Genomic DNA, 18,797 nt, shown 5'->3' with positions numbered 1-18,797 from the left:
CAAAGAAATAAATACGTATAGTATATTATTGCAAGCTGTAAATTTGTTATTTAGTTCAATAGCTGCAATGGGACACGGGGACAGGTCCCTTGTCCCATTTAAAACCGATAAGTTCTTAATTGTTTTTCTATCGCTATATCAACTAAAAGAGAAGCTTCCCATAAATTCACTAACTAATGTATTATGGCAGCTTCTCTTTATATATGCCAAATCCTTCCAGAACCTATTACAGGGGACGGTGATTATGAGAACGCTTGTCCGCTTTTCACAAGAGATGGACAACACCTGCCGCCTTGGGCAGCCGCTACTCTGCCGATTCTACTTCATCATTTGAAATTTTGCGCAGCAGCACCCGGTTAACGCGCATGTTGTCGACTTCCTCGATAATAAACGCATAGCCTGCATAGTCGACCTGCTGTCCAACCCGGGGTGGCATCTCTACTTGGGATGTCACCCAGCCGCCAAGAGTATCAATATCCTCAGCATCCAGCCCCAGCCCAAACACTTCATTAACTTCCCCTAAGAGCAGACGGCCGTCAACAGAATGGGTATTCTCCTCCCGGATTTCGACAACTGGCCGCTCTTCATCAAATTCATCCTGGATTTCGCCTACGATTTCTTCCAATATGTCTTCGATCGTCACCAAACCGGCAGTACCGCCGTATTCATCAATCACGATCGCGATTTGCGCTTTGTTCTTTTGCAAAAGTTTCAATAAATCACTAATGGGCATGGACTCGGGAACAGCGATGACTTCCCGTACCATTTCTTGCAGTGTAGTATTTTCGCCTTTCGAAAGCGCTGCAAGCAAATCCTTGCTATGAACAAACCCGATGATGTTATCTTTATCCGGGTCGCAGACAGGAAAACGAGTGAGTCGCTCATTCACCGCTTTTTCTAAATTAACACTAAAGGAATCCTGTACATATAAGCAGACCATATCGGTACGGGGAATCATCACTTCACTGGCATGTCTTTCAGCAAAATCAAAGATATTATCGACAAACGTGAGTTCCGTCTTATTGATAAAACCCTGCCGATGACTCTCTTCCATGAGAATACGAATTTCCTCCTCAGTATGAGCGGCTTCATGCTCACTTACCACTTGAATGCCTACCATCCGGAGAATCCAGTTCGCCAGATTATTTAATACCCAGATTGCCGGATACATCAGCTTATAAAAGGCAATGAGCGGCACCGATGTCCAGATAGTTACACTAGCAGATCTTTGGATGGCCAACGACTTCGGGGCCAGCTCACCAAGAACGATATGCAGTGCGGTAATAACCGAGAATGCAATTGCAAAAGAAACGGTCTGAATCATAGCGGCTGAAAATCCGAACGTCAGCAATATCGGCTCAATAAGATGGGCAATCGCTGGCTCACCAATCCAGCCGAGACCTAGGGATGCCAGGGTAATTCCCAGCTGGCAGGCCGATAAATAGGCGTCCAGATTGTCTACCAGTTTCTTCGCATATTTGGCACGCGTATTCCCTTCCTGTAAAAGCGTGTCAATCCGCGTACTGCGCACCTTAACCATAGCAAACTCAGCCGCAACAAAAAAACCATTTAATAACACTAAAAACATAACCAGAAATAAATTCCACACAATAGACGCAGGGTCCAATAAATTCCGATCTCCCGAAAAATCCCGGGAGAATCGGTTCACCTCCTTTTTTTATAACCTGCTGCTGTATCGAGAAATTGTTTTACCAAGGTTGAACTGTCATCCGTTCTCCAAGCGATACTCATTTCTACGCGTGGGGCTTCTCCTTCAATAGTAACATAGGCCACGTCCCGCGCATGTAATTTTGCTGTTGATCTTGGTACGATACTTATACATAGTCCTGCCGCTACCAACCCAACAACTGTCTGGATTTCTTTCACATGTTGACGAACGATTGGGCTAAACCCGGCATCACGGCATTTTGAGAGGATATCATCATACCAGCTCGGCCAAACCTCCCTCTCTACTAATATAAATCGTTCTGTGCTCAGATCACTCATGGATATTGAAGCGCGCTGCGCAAGTGGATGCAGCTTCGGTACGACGGCGATACTGACCAGAGTGATATGAACGGATCAATCACAGGGGTTCTTACAAAGCCAATGTCGATATCCTTATTGTGAAGTGCCTCAATTTGCATTGGTGTAGACATCTCATGAAAAACCAAATCTACGTATGAAATGGGACACGGGGACAGGTTCCTTGTCCCTAAAGACGCTAGCTTTAAATTGCTTTTACTTTATCGCTTCTTTTTTATAAATGCCCAATCCTGCTATATTTTTACATTATAAGCATTATTTTGCAAAAGCAAGGCTCTGCTTCAGGTTTCTTAATATACTGAAATGTTATTTGAAAACAAATATATTCAAATGATCCCATAGTAAAACCGATGAATTAGATGGCGTTCCTTCAAAATCGTCAATAAAATCTTTGTAGGGCTTCGCACTTAAATGAGTGTATATTTCTTCTGCCCTATCATTTCCTTTTACGATACAGATAGACATTTTTTCATATCCATTATTGTAAGCATATTTACCAATTGTAAAAATCAATTTTTTCCCAATTCCACCACCTTGCACTGATTGTAAAATGTGCAATGAATCAAGCAACAGACATTTCTTCAAATCCTCATACGGCTTGTATGCAGCAAAACCAATTATCATATCATTTTCATCTACTGCAACAAAGGCTCCTTGCTTATCCTTATGAATATATGACAGCCACTTTTCTTTTGAATGTTCATATGTTATACCTTTCAAAAAAGAATCTGGTAAAATCCCTTGATATGTGGTCTTCCAATTATCAGTATATATTTTAGCAATAGCTTCTATGTTATTGTCTATTATTGGTCTAATAATCATATATATTCCTCCTGTACCGATAGCCACGGCCACCATTTTACAAGCTACGTTGATGAATGGGACACAGGGACAGGTTCCTTGCCCCTTTTAAGGGAAGCCAAATGCTTCCCTTGTAAATATTTTATTATTCTGCTCAAAATATTTTCCTATAGTAAAAATAGGAACTAAATATGAAGGTTACCATACGTTCCATTTTTTCTTATATACCATGAGAAATTTGGTAATACTAATGATATAAGAAATTAGGAGGAATAAAAAATGGTCGCATTGAAAGACAGCATCACAAAAGAGAACCTTTTAAGGGCTTTTGCAGGAGAATGCCAAGCTTGGCGGCGCTACGAATTTGCCGCGACCCAGGCAAAAACGCAAAACCTTGAGGTCTTATACTGGCTTTTCCATTATACTGGTAATCAGGAAAAGGAACACGCTGAGGTATTCTATAATCACTTAAAGGAGTTTCATGGACAGGAAATCTCGCTAAGCGCCAACTACCCCATCGATAATTCGAATAACATCCAGGAGCTTTTGCAGCTTGCCGCCCAGCATGAAGCTGCTGAGCATGACACAATTTACAAATCCTTCGGTGACAAGGCTAAGGAGGAGGGATTTGCCAATATCGCAAATTCTTTTTATATGATCGCTGAGATTGAAAAAGTACATAGTCAGCGTTTTTCTCGGTATGCACAGCTAATGCAGAACAATAAACTATTTAAAAACGACACTCCCACCGAATATATCTGTCTACAATGCGGCCACATCCATAAAGCTGCCGGGGCGCCGCAAATCTGTCCGGTTTGCAGCCATAATCAGGGATTCTTTGTTCGAAGAGAGGACTCGCCATTTGGAAAATAAAAGCGTGTCCTTATTTTTAGCATAATGCCGCCTAGGGCGTGTCGCAAAATGTTTTTAAAAAAAACGCAAAGCGACGCGCCCTTTTGGGTAAATTAGTAAGGAAGAGTTTACTGGATGGGGAAGGAGTAAGTAGTTATGGAAACTGCGTCTGATTTATTCAAAATAGCAGTACGGATCTTTACTATTTTGCCACTGATGCTATTCGTGACCTTATTTATGGGAAGACGATCCGTCGGAGAACTGCCTGTTTTCGACTATTTGATCATTATCACTCTAGGTTCTGTAGTGGGTGCAGACATTGCCGAGCCTGAAATCAACCATATCTATATTGCATTTGCCGTTATAGTAATTGGAATCCTGCAAAAGCTTTTTGCCGAACTAACAATCCGGAATCAAAAATTTAAAGGGTTAACAACTTTTGATCCGGTAGTTGTGATAAAAGACGGAATTTTAATTGTAAAGAACATCAAAAAAATTAAATACTCACTGGAAAATATTTTAGAGCTATTAAGAGAATATGGGATATTTAATATAACGGAGGTTAGCATCGCACTGATCGAAGCAAACGGACGATTATCGGTTTACAAAAAACCGGAACTGACTCCGGTAACCCCCCAGGATTTAGGCATCACAAAACCAAGCGGTGGAATTGCCTATCCGGTAATTAAGGAAGGTAAGGTATTACGGCAGGTATTAAAGGACCTCCACCTATCGGAGGATTGGCTTTATGCCCAACTAAAAAACCAAGGGTTTGATACCGCTAAAGCCGTCTTTTTCGCTACTGTGGACGGCAATCGACAAGTTTACATATCGCCCTTCCATGTCAACAGCGAACAAAATTAATGGGATATCTTTATCAATTCTCTATTCAATATAAATCATCTTTTTGGTCATACCGCCATCAATTACAATATTTTGGCCGGTTATAAAATCATTCTGATCATCAGCTAAAAATATACAAGCTCTAGCAATATCCTCCGGTTTTCCTACTCGTTTAGAGGGGTGTTGCTCATGATCTTCCACACTTAGCTTCTCATAGTGATGATTCTCAATCCAGCCTGGACTGATGGCATTAACGGTAAAATTCTTGGCACTAAGTGAAAGAGCCAATGCGTGAGTAAGCGCTACGATACCACCTTTGGAAGCTGCATACGCTTCAGAATTCGGTTCGGACATTACATAGCGGGTAGAGGCAATATTAATGATCCGGCCGTAACTATTACTCTTATGGTATTTTGCAAACTCCTGTGCAGTAACAAATGCAGCTCTGAGATTGAGATGGATAACCTCGTCCCATTCCTCTATTTTCAGTTCACAAATCGGTTTAAAAATTCCTTTTCCTGCATTATTAATAAGAACATCGAGCTTCTTATAGTTGCGAACAATGAATTGATACATGGTTCTAATCGCTGAAACGTCTGTTAAGTCTATTTTATAAAAAACTGCCTTATAATTATTTTGTCTCCATTCACGAACTAATACTTCGCCGTTTTTCTCATCAATATCGGCAATAATGACGGTAGCACCTGCAACTAAAAATTCGTAGCTGACAGACTTTCCAATACCATTAACACCGCCTGTTACTAAAACAACTTTCTCAGCATAATCCATCCGTTAGGACCACCTCACCGTATAATATTTACATCCGCTTTCTTTCGTGGCACTAGTTTGTCATCATTGGACGCACTATAACCAAGAGCAACCGCTCCGCAGACTATATAGTTTTCAGGAATGCCATAATCAGTTAAAGTTTTTCTCATTTTCTCTTCATCACAAAACCAAGTTAACTGGTTGATCCAGCAAGAAGCCAGCCCTAATGACTTAGCTGCCAACAGTATATTTTCAATTGCAGCCGAACAATCTGCCATGGCATTCGAGTATTCTCTCGCATTGGACACAATGATTAATGTAGGGGCATTATAATAAAAGCTGTACGTCTCTTGCTGAGATGAGATTTTTCCTGTTCGTTTAGAACGATAGGTGTTCTCATCGACGATTAAATTTGCAAACGACTCTTTTACCAGGCTATTCAGTTCCAAAAGCTTTTCCTTGTTTTGTATAACTGTAAAGTTCCAACTCTGCGAATTTCCTCCAGTAGGTGCATGAATCGCCGCATCAATAAGCAGTTCCAGGTCTGAATCCAACATTTGATCTTCCTTATAAGAACGTGTACTTTTTCGTGTTAGAATTGTTTTGATTATTTCATTCATTATGAATGCACTCTCCTCTGTTATTTTTTTAGTTATTACTCAATAAACAGCTTGCACATCATTGTGATCAAGAAGAAGCGCGGGACGTGTTCCTTTGCTTTTTCTTATTTGCGGTTATCCTCAATCATAGTTTGATATTGCAAGTCACCAAGTCCATACTCAGGAAACCGACATAATAAATCATTTACTAGATGTTCTTTGCCTAAGTTGTTCCTGATATACTTTATAATCGGGCTTTCTTCTGTCTGATAATTTAAATACATTTTTATGGATTGATACGTAACAGGTATTATTTTTAGATCAGGCATTTCATGGTTATATATAACGGTCTTATAAATATCTGAATAACCCTCAACATCTATTTTAAATGCATCAGGTAAGATGTCATCAACTCTTTCAAGCACCATGCAAAAAAGGACATCACCCTTATACCCGCTTTGTTCCAGATATGCCAGAATTGTAATCAAATTCATCTGACAAAACATATCATCGCCAAACCACAAAACAATACTATCAAATTTTTCTTTAAAAAGTGGTTTTAATGATCCAAGCACAATTTTTCGATATTCCGCTTCTGTCGTTTTTAAAGATTTAACTCTTTTCTCTATAAAAGAATCAGAGAATATTTTAGTATCAGCTTCTCCCCAGCACATTGCTTCATTAAATGGCACATAGGTTTGATTTTCTTTAATAAGATTATTGTTTTTAAATCTTTCAAGCATATGAAAACCATTAAGCACATGCAGAATATTAGCCTCATATCTTGCTTCAATTTTCTTTTGAAGATTTTTTATGGTTTCTTCCATAATTCCACTCCCATTATTATAAAATAGAGGAATATAGGGACACGGGGACAGGTCCTTGTCCCTATTAAAACCAATACGTTCTCAATTGTCTTTCGCTCACTCATATCAACTAAAAGAGAAGCTGCCTATTTAACTAATTTATTATGGTAGCTTCTCTTTTATAATGCTAAATCCTGCTATATTTTTTATAAGCGTTTAACGGTTAAAAATACAAACCGTTCCGTCAAATCGAAAACATTTATTGCAAGAAGTACACTTTGCCGGCGCGGTATCTTGTTCCCATCATTTGATCAAATTGCTTTCACAGATCAATGGCCGACTAAGTAAAAAGTACTCAATTGAAGTTTCATTTAAAATATCTGTCAGACCTTTGACATGATATCCGACTTCTTTCTGCGTATACGCTGTATTTTTAGACATTTTGCCCTCTTGTCAAATTATTTTTGTACACTCATTTTTACATAATATTGGTATCGTTTCATTCATTCAATTAATAGAGATTTCCTAATTTCACTCCCCTCAGATTGATTGAAATGGCTTTTTTTCTTCTGATTTCGTACAATAGGATCCAGTACTCTTGTTAAGCAAGAATCTGTAGGCCACCGGGCTTATCTTAACAACCTATTCTGGGAGCCGCTGGCGCGAGCTAGCACATTGGCGCCCTCCTCAACAAAGCGTAACGCACAACCATAACCCACGCCGGAACTGGCTCCGACCACTAGTGCTGTTCTACCTTCCAAAATACCCATGAAGCAGATCACCTTTCCTTTTACTATTTTATTGATTCATGAAAAGCCATTTTAATTTTTTAGTTAGCACCTTCATTGGGCTAGTATGGCAGTCCCCACTTCCTCTGTGATTTTTCTCTTATTCCTTTTGGTTTGGCATGAAGATAGTCACAAGAAATGCTGTAATAACGATAACCGCAGTAAAAATGTAAGCATCACTTATGCCAAGTATTGAAGCTTGTCTAATAATCTGAGATTGGGACAAAATATCGCCAGATTGAAGCAATTCAGCGGCATGACTTTGTGTTCTCATTGTCATAATCGTTACAGGAAGGGCCGTTCCGACCGAACCGGCTACTTGTCGAACCGTGTTGCTAACTGCTGTACCGTCAGCAGTTAGGTGTTTCGGAAGTGCATTCAGTCCCCCCGTATTAACAGGCATCGTAATGAGAGACATACCAATGCGTAATATGATAGTATTTGTCATGAGATAGTGATAACTGGTTGTCTCGCTCAAATTGGTAAATCCCCCTATCGCAGTGATAGAAAAGAGCAGCCCTACGACGACTAACGGCTTTGCTCCGATTTTATCAAATAAGCGACCAGATATAGGTGACATCAAAGCACTTAACAATGCGCCTGGCAATAGCAGTAATCCTGTTTCAAGGACTGTATATCCTCTGCTTTCCTGCAAGTAAATAGGCAGCAAAATTATATCTGCATACATAACCATCGTGCTCAAAACAAGAATGATTGTCGTTATAGTAAACATTCGATTCTTGAAGACTTGTAGATTTAGCAAAGGATCACTCGACATAAGCTGACGCCAGACGAAGAGTACAAGACAAATAGTACCGAGAATTAAACAGCCCAGCACCACGACGCTTCCCCAGCCTTTGTCAGCTGCGCTGCTAAATCCAAAAAGGATTCCTCCGAACCCTGCTGTCGACAAAAGGATACTGATGATATCGAGTTTTGGCTTAGATGTTTCCGATACATTCACCAGATATCTAAGCGATAAAGCAATGACGATGACGACAAGCGGGAACATGCCGATAAATAACCATCGCCATGAGAAGTGCCCGATAACGAACCCTGCCAAGGTTGGAGCAATTGCTGGCGCGACTATCATTACAAGTCCAATTATTCCCATTGCAGCTCCACGGCCTTCCTCAGGAAACACCGCAAGTATAACCACCATTAATAGAGGCATAATGATACCGGCACCTGCAGCTTGAATCAGCCGACCTGTTAATAAAAAAGCGAAGTTTGGTGCAGTGGCGTTAATGAAAGTTCCCACTAACAGCAAAACCATTGAACTGACAAATAGCTGCCGAGTCGTAAATCGTTTTATAAAAAAAGCCGTCGCCGGAATTATAATACCATTCACCAACATAAAGCCAGTTGACAGCCATTGAATGGTTGTTGTAGAAACCTCAAATTGCTTCATCAAATCAGGTAAAGCAACATTTAGTATCGTCTGATTCAAAAGCGATAAAAACGCCCCTAAAATTAAAATGAATAGGAGTATACCTTTTTCTACTTGTTGATTAGATTGGTCCATGATCAGCTTTTTACGCTCCCTCTCACAGTTGAATTAAGTAATACTTCTTATACCTAGATGTCATTTTTATATCTTATCCAAAACTGATTAGCATGAACCCAAAACTTAACTGTATAATTTTTCTGAGCAGGTTTACATAGCACCTTTCGTAATTAGCGTGTTGCTAACCTTACTGTTTGCGCTGCCACTTCTTCCAGCGCTGCTAAGGCCTGGCCCGAGCTGTAGCCTGCTGCCGGGCTGCCACTCAATTGGACGGCGGGGAGGCCGTTAAACCTGGTAATGGTTGACGGGGCACTAATTGGGACACGGGGACAGGTTCCCTGTCCCATTTAAAACGGATACGTTCTAAATTATCCTTCTATTGGTATGTCAACCCAAAGAGAAGCTACCCTTAATCTACGATTAGTAGATTTATGGGCAGCTTCTCTTTTATAATACTAAATCCTGCTATATTTTTTATAAGCATTTACCAAAGCAAGGCTCTGTTTCAGGTTTCTATATTGCTTCTCCCATCTCAAGCCAAATAACTGTCCCTGTTTAGTATTACCGTCAGGTAAAAACTATCTTGCTTATAGAATAAGACTAAAGATCGTTTATATGCAGAAAAAAGTTCGATCGCAGCAAAAATTGCTCAATGCCGGAACGAGTTTAATGACTGTTATCATCCATTACGGGCATGGGAAACTTGGGATTTTGATAATTGTCAATGAGGAACCGGCTCTGTTCCTGGTCAAATAATGTATTATACTGAACCGTATTAACATAGGCATCATAAGCGGAATACGGGTAAATGGCCACCAAATATAAGAACCATTCCGGCCTAATCGCGGCAATGGCCTGGGGAAAGTTGCCCAAAAGCGTCTGATGGATGGCCGGGAGGAGATGGGCCATGTAAGACATCCCAATCCACCAGGTCAGCAAATAAAAGCTGGTAGGGATTCGGTGGCTATAAAGATGACCCAGGCCAGGCATGAGAAGGGACCAAGCTGCCGCCACCCAGGGATTTCGTTTATCGATGAATCCTATGTCCCATGTACCGATTTTAAAGGGAATAATTGCTGAATCCTCTCGTGCGGCAAGGAGTGCATATTTGTTTAAATCAACAGTGAGCTGGTAGCTGCTCCAAGTGGCAAAAAGCTGCAAAGGCGCATAAAAAAGCAGCCACCTGGTATCGAGGACCTGTTTAACCAATGCAGTTTGACCGGTAAACCCATAGATAATCGCCTCGTTAATATGTGCCATGGAGTTTGCGATGGTCGCCCCGATAATCAACAGAAAGCCCTTTATATAACTCCCCATGATGAGGAATCCTAGACCCGGAAACATTGCTGACCAGAAGGCCGTTATCCAAGGATTTTTTACGTGAAGCAGATTAATTGTGAGTTCGCTCACAATTCCTTTAGGACGGCGTTGATTTCTTATGGATTCAGCTTGCTTCTTTTCCATCACTTGCCGCCCCATTTCCTATCGTAGTATGCAGTCGGTCTAATTTGCCTACCCCAAAGGCCATATTGTCCCATAGCACTTTCTCTACCATTTCGTATTGACTGTTGTCGCAGTAAACTGTAAGTATTACTTCTGTATTCTTGCAATCCCCGGCTTTAACCCGGTTGCGAGGTGATCTTTTTTTCTTGTGCCCGAATATCCTTCCATAAAAGTAATCAAGCAGGAATCCGATAATTGCTCCGCTCAGTAGTCCTATCAACCCCCAGATAATCGGCCCCCAAGCTAAGACAAAGCCATATATAACGCCTAACTCCATAAGTATTGCTCCCAGAACCATAGCCCCGTCAAATAAGCTCATCCCATCTGCCCGATGAATGCTATCCAGGACCATTTTTTCCTCAACCCTTTTGTCCAAAGGAACTGCCAAGATATGTTCTCTAGCGATCCCGCGCTTCTCCAGATCGGTTATGGCCAATTCAAGAAAGGCCGAATAGTCAAAGGACGCGTAAACGTACAATTAGAACCCACCTTATATTTATTCTGGTACTGGAAAATTTGCACTTTGATAGTTGTCAATTAAGAATCGCTTCTGTTCTTGCTCGAACAATCTGTTATACTCTACTGTGTTTACATAGGCATCATAAATTGAGAACACGTAAATGGAGGGCAGAAAGATCAGCCATAAAGGATCAGCTACCATGGTGGCGCCAGCAAAGTCACCAATTGCAGTGAGGTGTATACAGGGAAATAGATTTCCCTTGTAAGCGATGAAACTCCACCACGTCAGTGTATAGAAACTGGCAGGGACTCTATGGGTGTATAAATGGCCCAGGCCGGGGGCTAAAAGGGACAACGCCATCGCCATCCAGGGCTTCCGCTTATCTAAAAAGGCGATTTCCCAACTACTGATCTTAAAGGGTATCATGCTGGAATTTTCCCTGTCAGCCAGAATGGAGTATTTGTTTAGGTCTACAGTAAGCCCGTATCCTCCCCAAATGGAATAGATATATATCGGTACATAAAAGAGCAACCAATTGACATCTACCACCTGTTTGGCCATCTCAAAGCGCCCTGTGAAGCTATACAATATCCCCAGGTTCAAATTGCTATTGACATTTATAAAAGCTTCCAGGAATATTAAAATAAAGCCTTTTACATAACTTCCCAGGATCATATAAGCATAGCCAAGGTAAGAAGCTGACCACCAGGTAATTACCCACGGCGTTCTGAGGTGGATGAAATTCATAGAAATCGGATTCACGATTCCCTTTGGACGGCGTTGGTTTCTTATTGATTCGTGCTGTTTTTTTTCAGTCATTCTACACACTTTCATATTCGATAGGAATGCCGCCAGGCGATCACAGTCACGAGGGTTATGACAAAAATGATTAGAATAGGCTTAGGATCGGCAGGTCGGCGCCATCGAATTATATTGCTGGTCTCCTAATATTTAACGGTTCGCGTGTTGTTTGCCAATATAGTCTTTATTCTTCCATCAAAGGGAATTTCTATACACATTAGCCGACTAGCGCAAGTTAACCGATTATCTCAATCCCAGCTGATAAGCTAATGAAATGAATAGGGATACGGAGACAGGTTCCTTGTCCCATTTAAAATGATACATTCTCAATTGTCTTTCTATGGCTCATAAATTTACTAACTAGCTAATTATGGTAGCTTCTCTTTCATAATGCTAAACCCTGCTATATTTTTTATTAAGCATTATTTTACCAAAGCAAGGCTCTGTTTCAAGTTTCTTATCAATTGACAGTTTCTTTAATCCCAATAAGAATCGCAACATAGGTTTATCTTAATTAGAATCGATTCTGCTTGAATTTATCGTGTTTTTCTGTTATGGTTATGACTGCCGTATATGACTCGAAATCTGAGGGATTGCTTATTTATTAAACTAGTAGCCTTCCTCTTTGAATTTAATTTATTGTAATGCAGATAATAATTAGGGAGGCGATACTTATGGGTCAAAAAAAAGTAAATAAGGCTAATGATGCTTTTGGACTAAAAAAGTCTAGAGAACAAAACAATCAAAAGAATGATACCAGTTTCAGCAATAAACCTACTAATCATCCTAATAAAGCAGCACTCATGAATACATTCTTAGAAAAAGTAAAAGGAAAAATCACACAAAAATAAGGCCTTCAAAACCAAACCTTATAATGCAAAAAATTGCACCGTACCTACGGTTTGATTTTGAATGCCTTAACGTATTTTCAATGTAGGGACATTAGGACAGGTTCCTTGTCCCATATTAAGACGCTAAATCTAAATTGCCTTTTTATCTTATCGATAGATTAAATGAAAGAGAAGCTACCCATATAAGTTATTATGAGCAGCTTCTCTTTATCAATGCTAAATCCTGCTAAATTCTTACGTTTAAAGCGTTATACTAGGATTATTTTTCTTATTATTCCTCTCCCATCTCTCGGGTCAAACAACCTGCCCCTCTATCCCATTTCAAGCGTCGCCTCCAATTTATAAAATATGATTTCTAATATGACATACTATTGTCTTATTGCCTTATATATAATGAGGGAAATAGGAGGTGATAAAAGTAAAGAATACAGATTTGATTCAAGTTGACCAGGAAAAATGCACGCAATGCGGTCTTTGCATTGCTGTTTGTCGAGGCGTTCTCAGTATGGGCGATGATGGGCTGGAAGTTATACGGTCAGTTTGTATTGGCTGCGGTCAATGTGTGGCCATTTGCCCACAGAGTGCACTTGATAATGCAAAGTCCCCGCTCATCAAGCAAATGCCTTTAAAAGAAATGCCAGTTCTTGATGCGGCTACAGCAGCTCAATTCTTACGTTCTCGTCGATCCATCCGTGACTATCACCAAAGATCTGTACCTCGGGAAAAAGTACTGCAGCTTCTCGATATTGCCCGTATGGCTCCGACCGCCTGCAATTCTCAGGGAATCGCCTACCATGTCGTGACTAATTCTGATACACTGCGGGCGATTGCTACTGTTGTCACCCAGTGGGCGGAAGGCGAGTTGAATAGAGATTCCGCAATGGCAGCTTCTCCGTGGGCGCCAAATTCTGCTGCTCAGATTGAAATCTATCATCAAACCAGTGAGGATATCGTACTAAGGTCCGCTCCGTGCTTCATCGTGGCAATAGCAGACAAGAATTCTCCGGCTCCTGTCCGGGACAATGCTTATTTGTCCTTAGCGTATGCGCAACTGTTTGCAACCTCAATCGGACTGGGGACATGCTGGGCCGGATTATTTGAATACTGCGCCGCTTCCGGTTATGAACCGCTCCTTAATCTGTTGGACATGCCGGCAGACATGCGTGTCATCAGTGGACTAATGGTAGGCTATCCGAAATATACCTATCAACGATTAGTGGATAGAAACCCTTTGCAAGTTACATGGCAGTAGTCACAGCAAAGCTAACCCAGCTATAGGTTTAAAAACGCTGCCATGTCAACGGTCTCTCCCATTTATAGAGATTAGCAGATATTCAGTGGATAGAAATGGCAGGATTAGAGAAAATATGAACGGAAGAATATAAATTGTCGAAAATATAATTAGTACTAACAATAGAGATACATTATTAATTTACTAAATGGTAGGATAGGAGGAAATAATGAGCAATCCAACTACTAACTCATTTGACAGGTATGAACTAAAAGGCAAGAGGGTTCTGATTACAGGCGGGACAACCGGTATGGGTGAAGCTGTTGTTAAGCGTCTTGCCGATGCTGGAGCGACGGTTATTACCACAGCACGTACTGTTCCCACTGAATCGTTATCGCCTGTTTTATTTATTCAGGCGGATATTAGTACACCTGCCGGTGTGGAAAAAGTCGTTAAGGAGGCACTGGAACGTTTAGGTGGTATAGACATCCTGGTTAACAATGTCGGCGGCTCTTCTGCACCTACGGGAGGGGCGCTTGAGATGAGTGATGATGACTGGCAGCAGATTTTTAATACCAATTTGTTTCCTGCAGTTCGCCTGGATCGGGCGTTATTGCCGAAAATGATAGAGCAGGGTTTCGGCGTGATCATTCACACTACGTCGATTAGATGCCGTTTGCCGGCAACTGAAACGATGGCGTATTCGGCTGCGAAAGCTGCTTTGGCAAACTACAGCAAGGGACTTGCAAATCAGGTTGCGCCTTATGGAGTGCGTGTGAATACAGTTTCACCTGGATTTATTGAAACTCAGGCTGCAACGAGACTTATTAACCGATTGGCTAAGGATGCCGGCACCGACTATGATAGTGCCATGCGTGAAATGGTAAAGTCGCTTGGGGGTATTCCCTTAGATCGTCCAGGCCGTCCTGAAGAAGTTGCTGAACTGGTCGCTTTTTTAGTGTCCGACCGCGCTTCTTATATTACCGGCTGTGAACATGTCATCGATGGCGGCACTTTGCGGGAAATTTAGCTGTTCCGCCTCTATACCGGTCGCCATCTGGACGGTAATCAGGTTGAGCTTTTGACCACATCAGCTTACGGTGGTTTGAGACCTCCACCTGAATGGTGGTTCGGAGGGCCTTCCTCCATCTTTAGTTAAGCATAGCTCATGCTTGCTTTTCGGCAATCATTACTTTCGTGGCGAACGACAGGTTCCTTGTCCCATTTAAAATTAATACGCTTTCACTTGTCTTTCTATCGCTCATATCAGCTATAAGAGAAGCTGCCCATTTACTAACTAAGTTATTGTGGGTAGCTTCTCTTTATAAATACTAATTCTTACAACGGTGCTAAACGCAGCATTAAGTCATTTGTGATTGACCGCAAGAAAGGCTAGCGCCGTGGTGTTTAACACCTAATTGGGTATCTAATACCACTTGCCGAGTAGCAATGCGCTCCATCAAGGGATTGCTATGAGTTACAACAATAAGTCCTATCTTTCTTTCTGTCACTTCAGTTAACAGGAAATTCCATATTTGACTTTGGGTAATTAGATCAAGCATTGTGCTGATTTCGTCAGCAATGAGAAACTTTGTCCGTTTACCCAATGCTCTGGCAATACAAAAACGCTGCATCTCTCCTCCGGATAATTCTCTGGGAAAACGATGAAACCAATCACGTTCAATCCCCAATCCATTGATAATCCGCTCTTCGATTTCATCGCCTTCCCCAATTATGTCTTTCATGCGTAACCTTGGATTAACGGCTTTCTCCGGGTGCTGCCATATCATCTGTACCGGACAATAGCCTTGGGTTTTGTGAATATCGTTTCTGTCTAGGAGTACCTGGCCACTTGCAGGCTTTATATAGCCTGCTAAAATTTGGCACAGCGTAGTTTTTCCAAAACCGCTGGGTGCCACAATACCGACTCGTTCATGACTTTCTACCGTGAACTGAACCTGATCGAGTATATTTACGCCTTTTTTATAACCGAAAGATATCCCCTTTGCCTCTAAAATCATTGTCATTCACTCCTCACTTTGCATGTATACAGCGAACCCTTCCGAAACGTATCAGTTGTTCCTGAATATTCCCTTCACATTCCGGCGTAAGCTGAGGACATCGAGGACCAAATGGACAACCGTTGGGCATATCTTTCGCATATGGCTGCTTTCCGGGAAAAGGATGAAAACCATTTTGAGGTAAAGCTCGCCACAACGCTTTCGTATACGGGTGCCGAAGGGTATCGTCTGATTGAAAGTCTGCTACTGGAGCCTCTTCCACAGTGGTTCCTGCATAAAAAACGGCAATACGATCAGCTACTTCTAACGCTAATTCAATGTCATGGGTGATGAGAAGCACACCGTTCCCTTTATCGGCAAATTCACGAAAATGACCCATGGCTTTTTTAGCTGCTTCTAAATGAAGACCGGGCGTAGGTTCGTCGGCTATGATCAAGCGCGGACTTTCCATCATTGCGGTAGTGAGAAGAACCCTTCGTGCCATACCGCCTGATAATTCAAAAGGATACAGATCAGCGGTGTTTTGTGACAGCTTATAGAAAGCAAACAGTTCTTCTTGTTTTTTGCGAACACTCTTTTCGTTTTGTTCTTTCCTCACTTGCTTGCCAACTTTTTCTAAAGGATCCAGATAGGTCACGCTCTGCGGAACCAATACGATTTTTTCCCCACGCAGCTCCTTGATACGTTCTGGCGATAACAATTCGTCCTCAAACCAAATATTGCCCTCAGCATCACAGTTCTGCGGCAAAATTCCCAAAATAGCATGAGCTAACAGGCTCTTTCCCGAGCCACTGGCCCCTACCACAGCAACAAGCTCTCCCTCGCCCACGGAAACATTTAAATTTCGAATGACTTTTAAATCAATTTTACGCAATCCATTCTCATATTGCGTAAAAGAAACAGACAAGTTTTTAATCTGTAAAATGTATTTATGATTCATGCAGGACAACGCTTCTACCTCCTTACTCCTGGGCACTATGAGGATCAATGATTTTGCGCAGACTTCCTCCGACCAAATCAAAAAGTAAAACTGCAGTCATCAAGACCATTCCAGGGAAAAGTGCCAGCCACCACATCCCCAGTGATAAATACTTCATACTTTCCGACAAAATGATGCCAATACCGGGCTGTTCTGGCGGCAGGCCAAAACCCAAAAAGGTAAGAGCTGCTTCATGCAAAATGGCATGGGGAAAAAGTAGCACTAACCCAACCAGAAATTGTGGCAATACATGAGGAATCATATGTTTCACCACGATTTTCATTTTGCTTTGCCCTAACTTTCCGGCTATCTTTATATAATTTGCTTCTTTTAACTGAAGGATTTCTCCCCGGATTATCCTGGTCAAAACCGGCCAGTGGCTTATGGCAACAGCGACAACCACTCCAAATGTGCCTCTTCCTAAAGCATAGGAAATCAAAATCAGCAGTAAAAGGTGAGGAATGCCCATCACTAAGTCGATAAACCAGGTTATGACGGCATCTACCTTTTTTCCTAACGTTGCGGCAGCCGCTCCCAAAATGGCTGCTATAACAGTACTGATAACCGAAGCAAAAAGTCCAATATAAATACTGATGGACATCCCTTTCAAGGTACGGGCGAGCATGTCTCTGCCCAGCCAGTCGGTACCGAAGGGGTGAGCCATATGCGGCAATAAATTTTTCTGGGTAAAGTTCGTTGTTATCGCTATATCTCCCACCAAAGTACCAATCACCGTAATGGCCAATAAAAAGATACTGCCAAAAGTCAGATACATAAGGGTCTGGCCTCGTTGATTCAATCGTTTTCTTTGATATTTCTGCAAAACAGTTACAGAACCGGTATTATTCATATGCGCTTCCCCGCCTTATTCTAGGGTCAATAATCCCATATAAAAGATTGGCAATTAAATTACCGCCAAACACTAATGCTGCGCTGATCACTGCAATACCAAGCAAAAGAGGCGCGTCGCCGCCCAAACCGGCAGAAACAGCAGCTTTCCCTAAACCCGGATAGGAAAAAACTTGTTCCACCAGAACAGAACCGCCGAAAATTTCACTGATAGATGCAAATTGCAGCGTTATGGCTGGAAGCATAATATTACGAAGGGCATGATTCCGTATAATCGAAATTCTGCTTTTCCCCCGGGCTTTGGCAAAAAGTATGTAGTCTTCCCCCATAATATCTATCATTTTCTCCCTGGTGTGCAGAGTAATATTGGCAATTCCAATTACACTCAACGTTAAAGCAGGCAAAATCAAATGCTTTATGCTATCCAAAATGGAGACTTCTGCGGCATTTACCCCAATTGGCACGCTCAATCCGATAGGCAAGAGCTGCAGCCATACAGAAAAAATCATTACTAAAACCAATGCCAGCCAAAAAGTTGGCATACTGGCAATCAGTAATGAGTAGCCTTTAATTACTTTATCGATCCATCGGTCGCGATATAAGCCAGCAACAATCCCAAATATGAATCCCAAGAAACCCGAGAAAATCCATGCAGTCGTCATGAGAACCATTGAATTCATAAATTTTACATGGATAACACTGGTAACAGGCTGACGGTAAAGCAGCGATGTTCCCATATCTCCCTGAATAAAATCGGTAAACCAATTCCAGTACCTTTCGATTGGCGGTGTATTTACGCCAAAATAAGCTTCGAGTTTAGCCAGATTTTCTGCACTCATATTAGCCATACCAACTTCGCCAATGAATGCACGAACTGGATCGACAGGTGATACTGAAACCAGAATGAAAGAAAGAATACTTACGGCAATTAACAGTGAAATTATTTTGATTATACTTTTTCCGATATATTTTAAAATGCCGGAATAAGGTCCTACATCCATAAGAAATACCTCATTTTCAAAAAAGAATAAGCCTATGGTACAGACAACATCTTATTTTTCTGTACCATAGAACAGAAATAACTTGCTAATC

At 41.5% G+C, this 18,797-nt stretch carries 20 protein-coding genes; 5 read left to right on the top strand and 15 right to left on the bottom strand.

Annotated features, from left to right (window positions below; genetic code table 11):
- Positions 1 to 304: 304 nt before the first annotated feature.
- The 3 genes from FR7_RS02185 to FR7_RS02175 all read right to left on the bottom strand — a co-directional run bounded on the left by FR7_RS02185 (position 305) and on the right by FR7_RS02175 (position 2,868).
- Positions 305 to 1,669 (bottom strand): hemolysin family protein, encoded by a 1,365-nt coding sequence (locus FR7_RS02185; RefSeq protein WP_007938362.1) that lies wholly within the window; start codon positions 1,667 to 1,669, stop codon positions 305 to 307.
- Positions 1,666 to 2,058: a LysR family substrate-binding domain-containing protein gene (locus FR7_RS02180; RefSeq protein WP_255348811.1), complete on the bottom strand. Its 393-nt coding sequence runs from the start codon at positions 2,056 to 2,058 to the stop codon at positions 1,666 to 1,668. The genes FR7_RS02185 and FR7_RS02180 overlap by 4 nt, the downstream gene beginning before the upstream one ends.
- A 294-nt stretch (positions 2,059 to 2,352) precedes the next feature.
- Entirely contained in the window at positions 2,353 to 2,868 is a 516-nt protein-coding gene (locus tag FR7_RS02175) for a GNAT family N-acetyltransferase (RefSeq protein ID WP_007938360.1), read from the bottom strand.
- A gap of 258 nt (positions 2,869 to 3,126) precedes the next feature.
- Between FR7_RS02175 and FR7_RS02170 the strand changes: the two genes are divergently transcribed.
- Positions 3,127 to 3,720: a rubrerythrin family protein gene (locus FR7_RS02170; RefSeq protein WP_007938359.1), complete on the top strand. Its 594-nt coding sequence runs from the start codon at positions 3,127 to 3,129 to the stop codon at positions 3,718 to 3,720.
- A 135-nt stretch (positions 3,721 to 3,855) separates the two neighbouring features.
- On the top strand, positions 3,856 to 4,563 hold the full coding sequence (locus FR7_RS02165) for a DUF421 domain-containing protein (RefSeq protein ID WP_007938358.1): 708 nt from the start codon (positions 3,856 to 3,858) through the stop codon (positions 4,561 to 4,563).
- Positions 4,564 to 4,584: 21 nt separating this feature from the next.
- Here the strand turns inward: FR7_RS02165 and FR7_RS02160 are convergent, their stop codons facing one another.
- From FR7_RS02160 to FR7_RS02125, 8 genes are all read right to left on the bottom strand, one after another.
- A complete protein-coding gene (locus FR7_RS02160) occupies positions 4,585 to 5,331 on the bottom strand; it encodes an SDR family oxidoreductase (RefSeq protein ID WP_007938357.1) in 747 nt (248 codons plus the stop codon).
- Positions 5,332 to 5,345: 14 nt separating this feature from the next.
- Entirely contained in the window at positions 5,346 to 5,930 is a 585-nt protein-coding gene (locus FR7_RS02155; RefSeq protein WP_007938356.1) for a nitroreductase family protein, read from the bottom strand.
- Between the two features lie 104 nt (positions 5,931 to 6,034).
- Entirely contained in the window at positions 6,035 to 6,736 is a 702-nt protein-coding gene (locus tag FR7_RS02150) for a hypothetical protein (protein WP_007938355.1), read from the bottom strand.
- Positions 6,737 to 7,603: 867 nt separating this feature from the next.
- The gene (locus tag FR7_RS02140) at positions 7,604 to 9,028 is read right to left on the bottom strand and encodes a DHA2 family efflux MFS transporter permease subunit (RefSeq protein ID WP_007938352.1); all 1,425 of its coding nucleotides are present in this window, start codon (positions 9,026 to 9,028) and stop codon (positions 7,604 to 7,606) included.
- Positions 9,029 to 9,180: 152 nt separating this feature from the next.
- Entirely contained in the window at positions 9,181 to 9,357 is a 177-nt protein-coding gene (locus tag FR7_RS23440) for an efflux RND transporter permease subunit (protein ID WP_139181554.1), read from the bottom strand.
- A 319-nt stretch (positions 9,358 to 9,676) separates the two neighbouring features.
- Positions 9,677 to 10,474, bottom strand: coding sequence for a hypothetical protein (locus tag FR7_RS02135; protein WP_007938351.1), 798 nt, complete (start codon positions 10,472 to 10,474; stop codon positions 9,677 to 9,679).
- Complete coding sequence (locus FR7_RS02130; protein ID WP_007938350.1) at positions 10,455 to 10,991, bottom strand: hypothetical protein; 537 nt, start codon at positions 10,989 to 10,991, stop codon at positions 10,455 to 10,457. The genes FR7_RS02135 and FR7_RS02130 overlap by 20 nt, the downstream gene beginning before the upstream one ends.
- A gap of 18 nt (positions 10,992 to 11,009) precedes the next feature.
- The gene (locus FR7_RS02125; protein WP_017531502.1) at positions 11,010 to 11,792 is read right to left on the bottom strand and encodes a hypothetical protein; all 783 of its coding nucleotides are present in this window, start codon (positions 11,790 to 11,792) and stop codon (positions 11,010 to 11,012) included.
- A gap of 656 nt (positions 11,793 to 12,448) precedes the next feature.
- Between FR7_RS02125 and FR7_RS23765 the strand changes: the two genes are divergently transcribed.
- The 3 genes from FR7_RS23765 to FR7_RS02115 all read left to right on the top strand — a co-directional run bounded on the left by FR7_RS23765 (position 12,449) and on the right by FR7_RS02115 (position 14,886).
- On the top strand, positions 12,449 to 12,625 hold the full coding sequence (locus FR7_RS23765) for a hypothetical protein (RefSeq protein WP_007938348.1): 177 nt from the start codon (positions 12,449 to 12,451) through the stop codon (positions 12,623 to 12,625).
- A 409-nt stretch (positions 12,626 to 13,034) separates the two neighbouring features.
- Entirely contained in the window at positions 13,035 to 13,877 is an 843-nt protein-coding gene (locus FR7_RS02120) for a nitroreductase family protein (protein ID WP_007938347.1), read from the top strand.
- A gap of 208 nt (positions 13,878 to 14,085) precedes the next feature.
- A complete protein-coding gene (locus FR7_RS02115) occupies positions 14,086 to 14,886 on the top strand; it encodes an SDR family oxidoreductase (protein ID WP_007938346.1) in 801 nt (266 codons plus the stop codon).
- Positions 14,887 to 15,217: 331 nt separating this feature from the next.
- Here the strand turns inward: FR7_RS02115 and FR7_RS02110 are convergent, their stop codons facing one another.
- From FR7_RS02110 to FR7_RS02095, 4 genes are read right to left on the bottom strand one after another with little or no spacing between them, the layout of a single operon-like run.
- Positions 15,218 to 15,877 carry an ABC transporter ATP-binding protein gene (locus tag FR7_RS02110; RefSeq protein WP_007938345.1) on the bottom strand — a complete coding sequence of 220 codons (660 nt, stop codon included), beginning with the start codon at positions 15,875 to 15,877 and terminating at the stop codon, positions 15,218 to 15,220.
- A 13-nt stretch (positions 15,878 to 15,890) separates the two neighbouring features.
- A complete protein-coding gene (locus FR7_RS02105; protein WP_007938344.1) occupies positions 15,891 to 16,826 on the bottom strand; it encodes an ABC transporter ATP-binding protein in 936 nt (311 codons plus the stop codon).
- Between the two features lie 13 nt (positions 16,827 to 16,839).
- Complete coding sequence (locus FR7_RS02100) at positions 16,840 to 17,706, bottom strand: ABC transporter permease (protein ID WP_007938343.1); 867 nt, start codon at positions 17,704 to 17,706, stop codon at positions 16,840 to 16,842.
- The gene (locus tag FR7_RS02095) at positions 17,699 to 18,706 is read right to left on the bottom strand and encodes an ABC transporter permease (protein WP_007938341.1); all 1,008 of its coding nucleotides are present in this window, start codon (positions 18,704 to 18,706) and stop codon (positions 17,699 to 17,701) included. Before FR7_RS02095 ends, FR7_RS02100 begins: the two co-directional genes overlap by 8 nt.
- Positions 18,707 to 18,797: the final 91 nt, after the last annotated feature.

It is taken from the genome of Pelosinus fermentans DSM 17108, assembly GCF_000271485.2.
In the GTDB taxonomy this organism is placed as follows: Bacteria; Bacillota; Negativicutes; order DSM-13327; family DSM-13327; genus Pelosinus; species Pelosinus fermentans.
This window is presented reverse-complemented; position numbering and strand designations above follow the sequence as displayed.

What these genes read in the sequence shown, in the direction of transcription:
- FR7_RS02175 (WP_007938360.1), bottom strand. Translation starts at nt 2,868, where the DNA reads ATGATTATTAGACCAATAATAGACAATAACATAGAAGCTATTGCTAAA.
- FR7_RS02170 (WP_007938359.1), top strand. Translation starts at nt 3,127, where the DNA reads ATGGTCGCATTGAAAGACAGCATCACAAAAGAGAACCTTTTAAGGGCT.
- FR7_RS02165 (WP_007938358.1), top strand. Translation starts at nt 3,856, where the DNA reads ATGGAAACTGCGTCTGATTTATTCAAAATAGCAGTACGGATCTTTACT.
- FR7_RS02160 (WP_007938357.1), bottom strand. Translation starts at nt 5,331, where the DNA reads ATGGATTATGCTGAGAAAGTTGTTTTAGTAACAGGCGGTGTTAATGGT.
- FR7_RS02155 (WP_007938356.1), bottom strand. Translation starts at nt 5,930, where the DNA reads ATGAATGAAATAATCAAAACAATTCTAACACGAAAAAGTACACGTTCT.
- FR7_RS02150 (WP_007938355.1), bottom strand. Translation starts at nt 6,736, where the DNA reads ATGGAAGAAACCATAAAAAATCTTCAAAAGAAAATTGAAGCAAGATAT.
- FR7_RS02140 (WP_007938352.1), bottom strand. Translation starts at nt 9,028, where the DNA reads ATGGACCAATCTAATCAACAAGTAGAAAAAGGTATACTCCTATTCATT.
- FR7_RS23440 (WP_139181554.1), bottom strand. Translation starts at nt 9,357, where the DNA reads ATGGGACAGGGAACCTGTCCCCGTGTCCCAATTAGTGCCCCGTCAACC.
- FR7_RS02135 (WP_007938351.1), bottom strand. Translation starts at nt 10,474, where the DNA reads ATGGAAAAGAAGCAAGCTGAATCCATAAGAAATCAACGCCGTCCTAAA.
- FR7_RS02125 (WP_017531502.1), bottom strand. Translation starts at nt 11,792, where the DNA reads ATGACTGAAAAAAAACAGCACGAATCAATAAGAAACCAACGCCGTCCA.
- FR7_RS23765 (WP_007938348.1), top strand. Translation starts at nt 12,449, where the DNA reads ATGGGTCAAAAAAAAGTAAATAAGGCTAATGATGCTTTTGGACTAAAA.
- FR7_RS02115 (WP_007938346.1), top strand. Translation starts at nt 14,086, where the DNA reads ATGAGCAATCCAACTACTAACTCATTTGACAGGTATGAACTAAAAGGC.
- FR7_RS02110 (WP_007938345.1), bottom strand. Translation starts at nt 15,877, where the DNA reads ATGATTTTAGAGGCAAAGGGGATATCTTTCGGTTATAAAAAAGGCGTA.
- FR7_RS02100 (WP_007938343.1), bottom strand. Translation starts at nt 17,706, where the DNA reads ATGAATAATACCGGTTCTGTAACTGTTTTGCAGAAATATCAAAGAAAA.
- FR7_RS02095 (WP_007938341.1), bottom strand. Translation starts at nt 18,706, where the DNA reads ATGGATGTAGGACCTTATTCCGGCATTTTAAAATATATCGGAAAAAGT.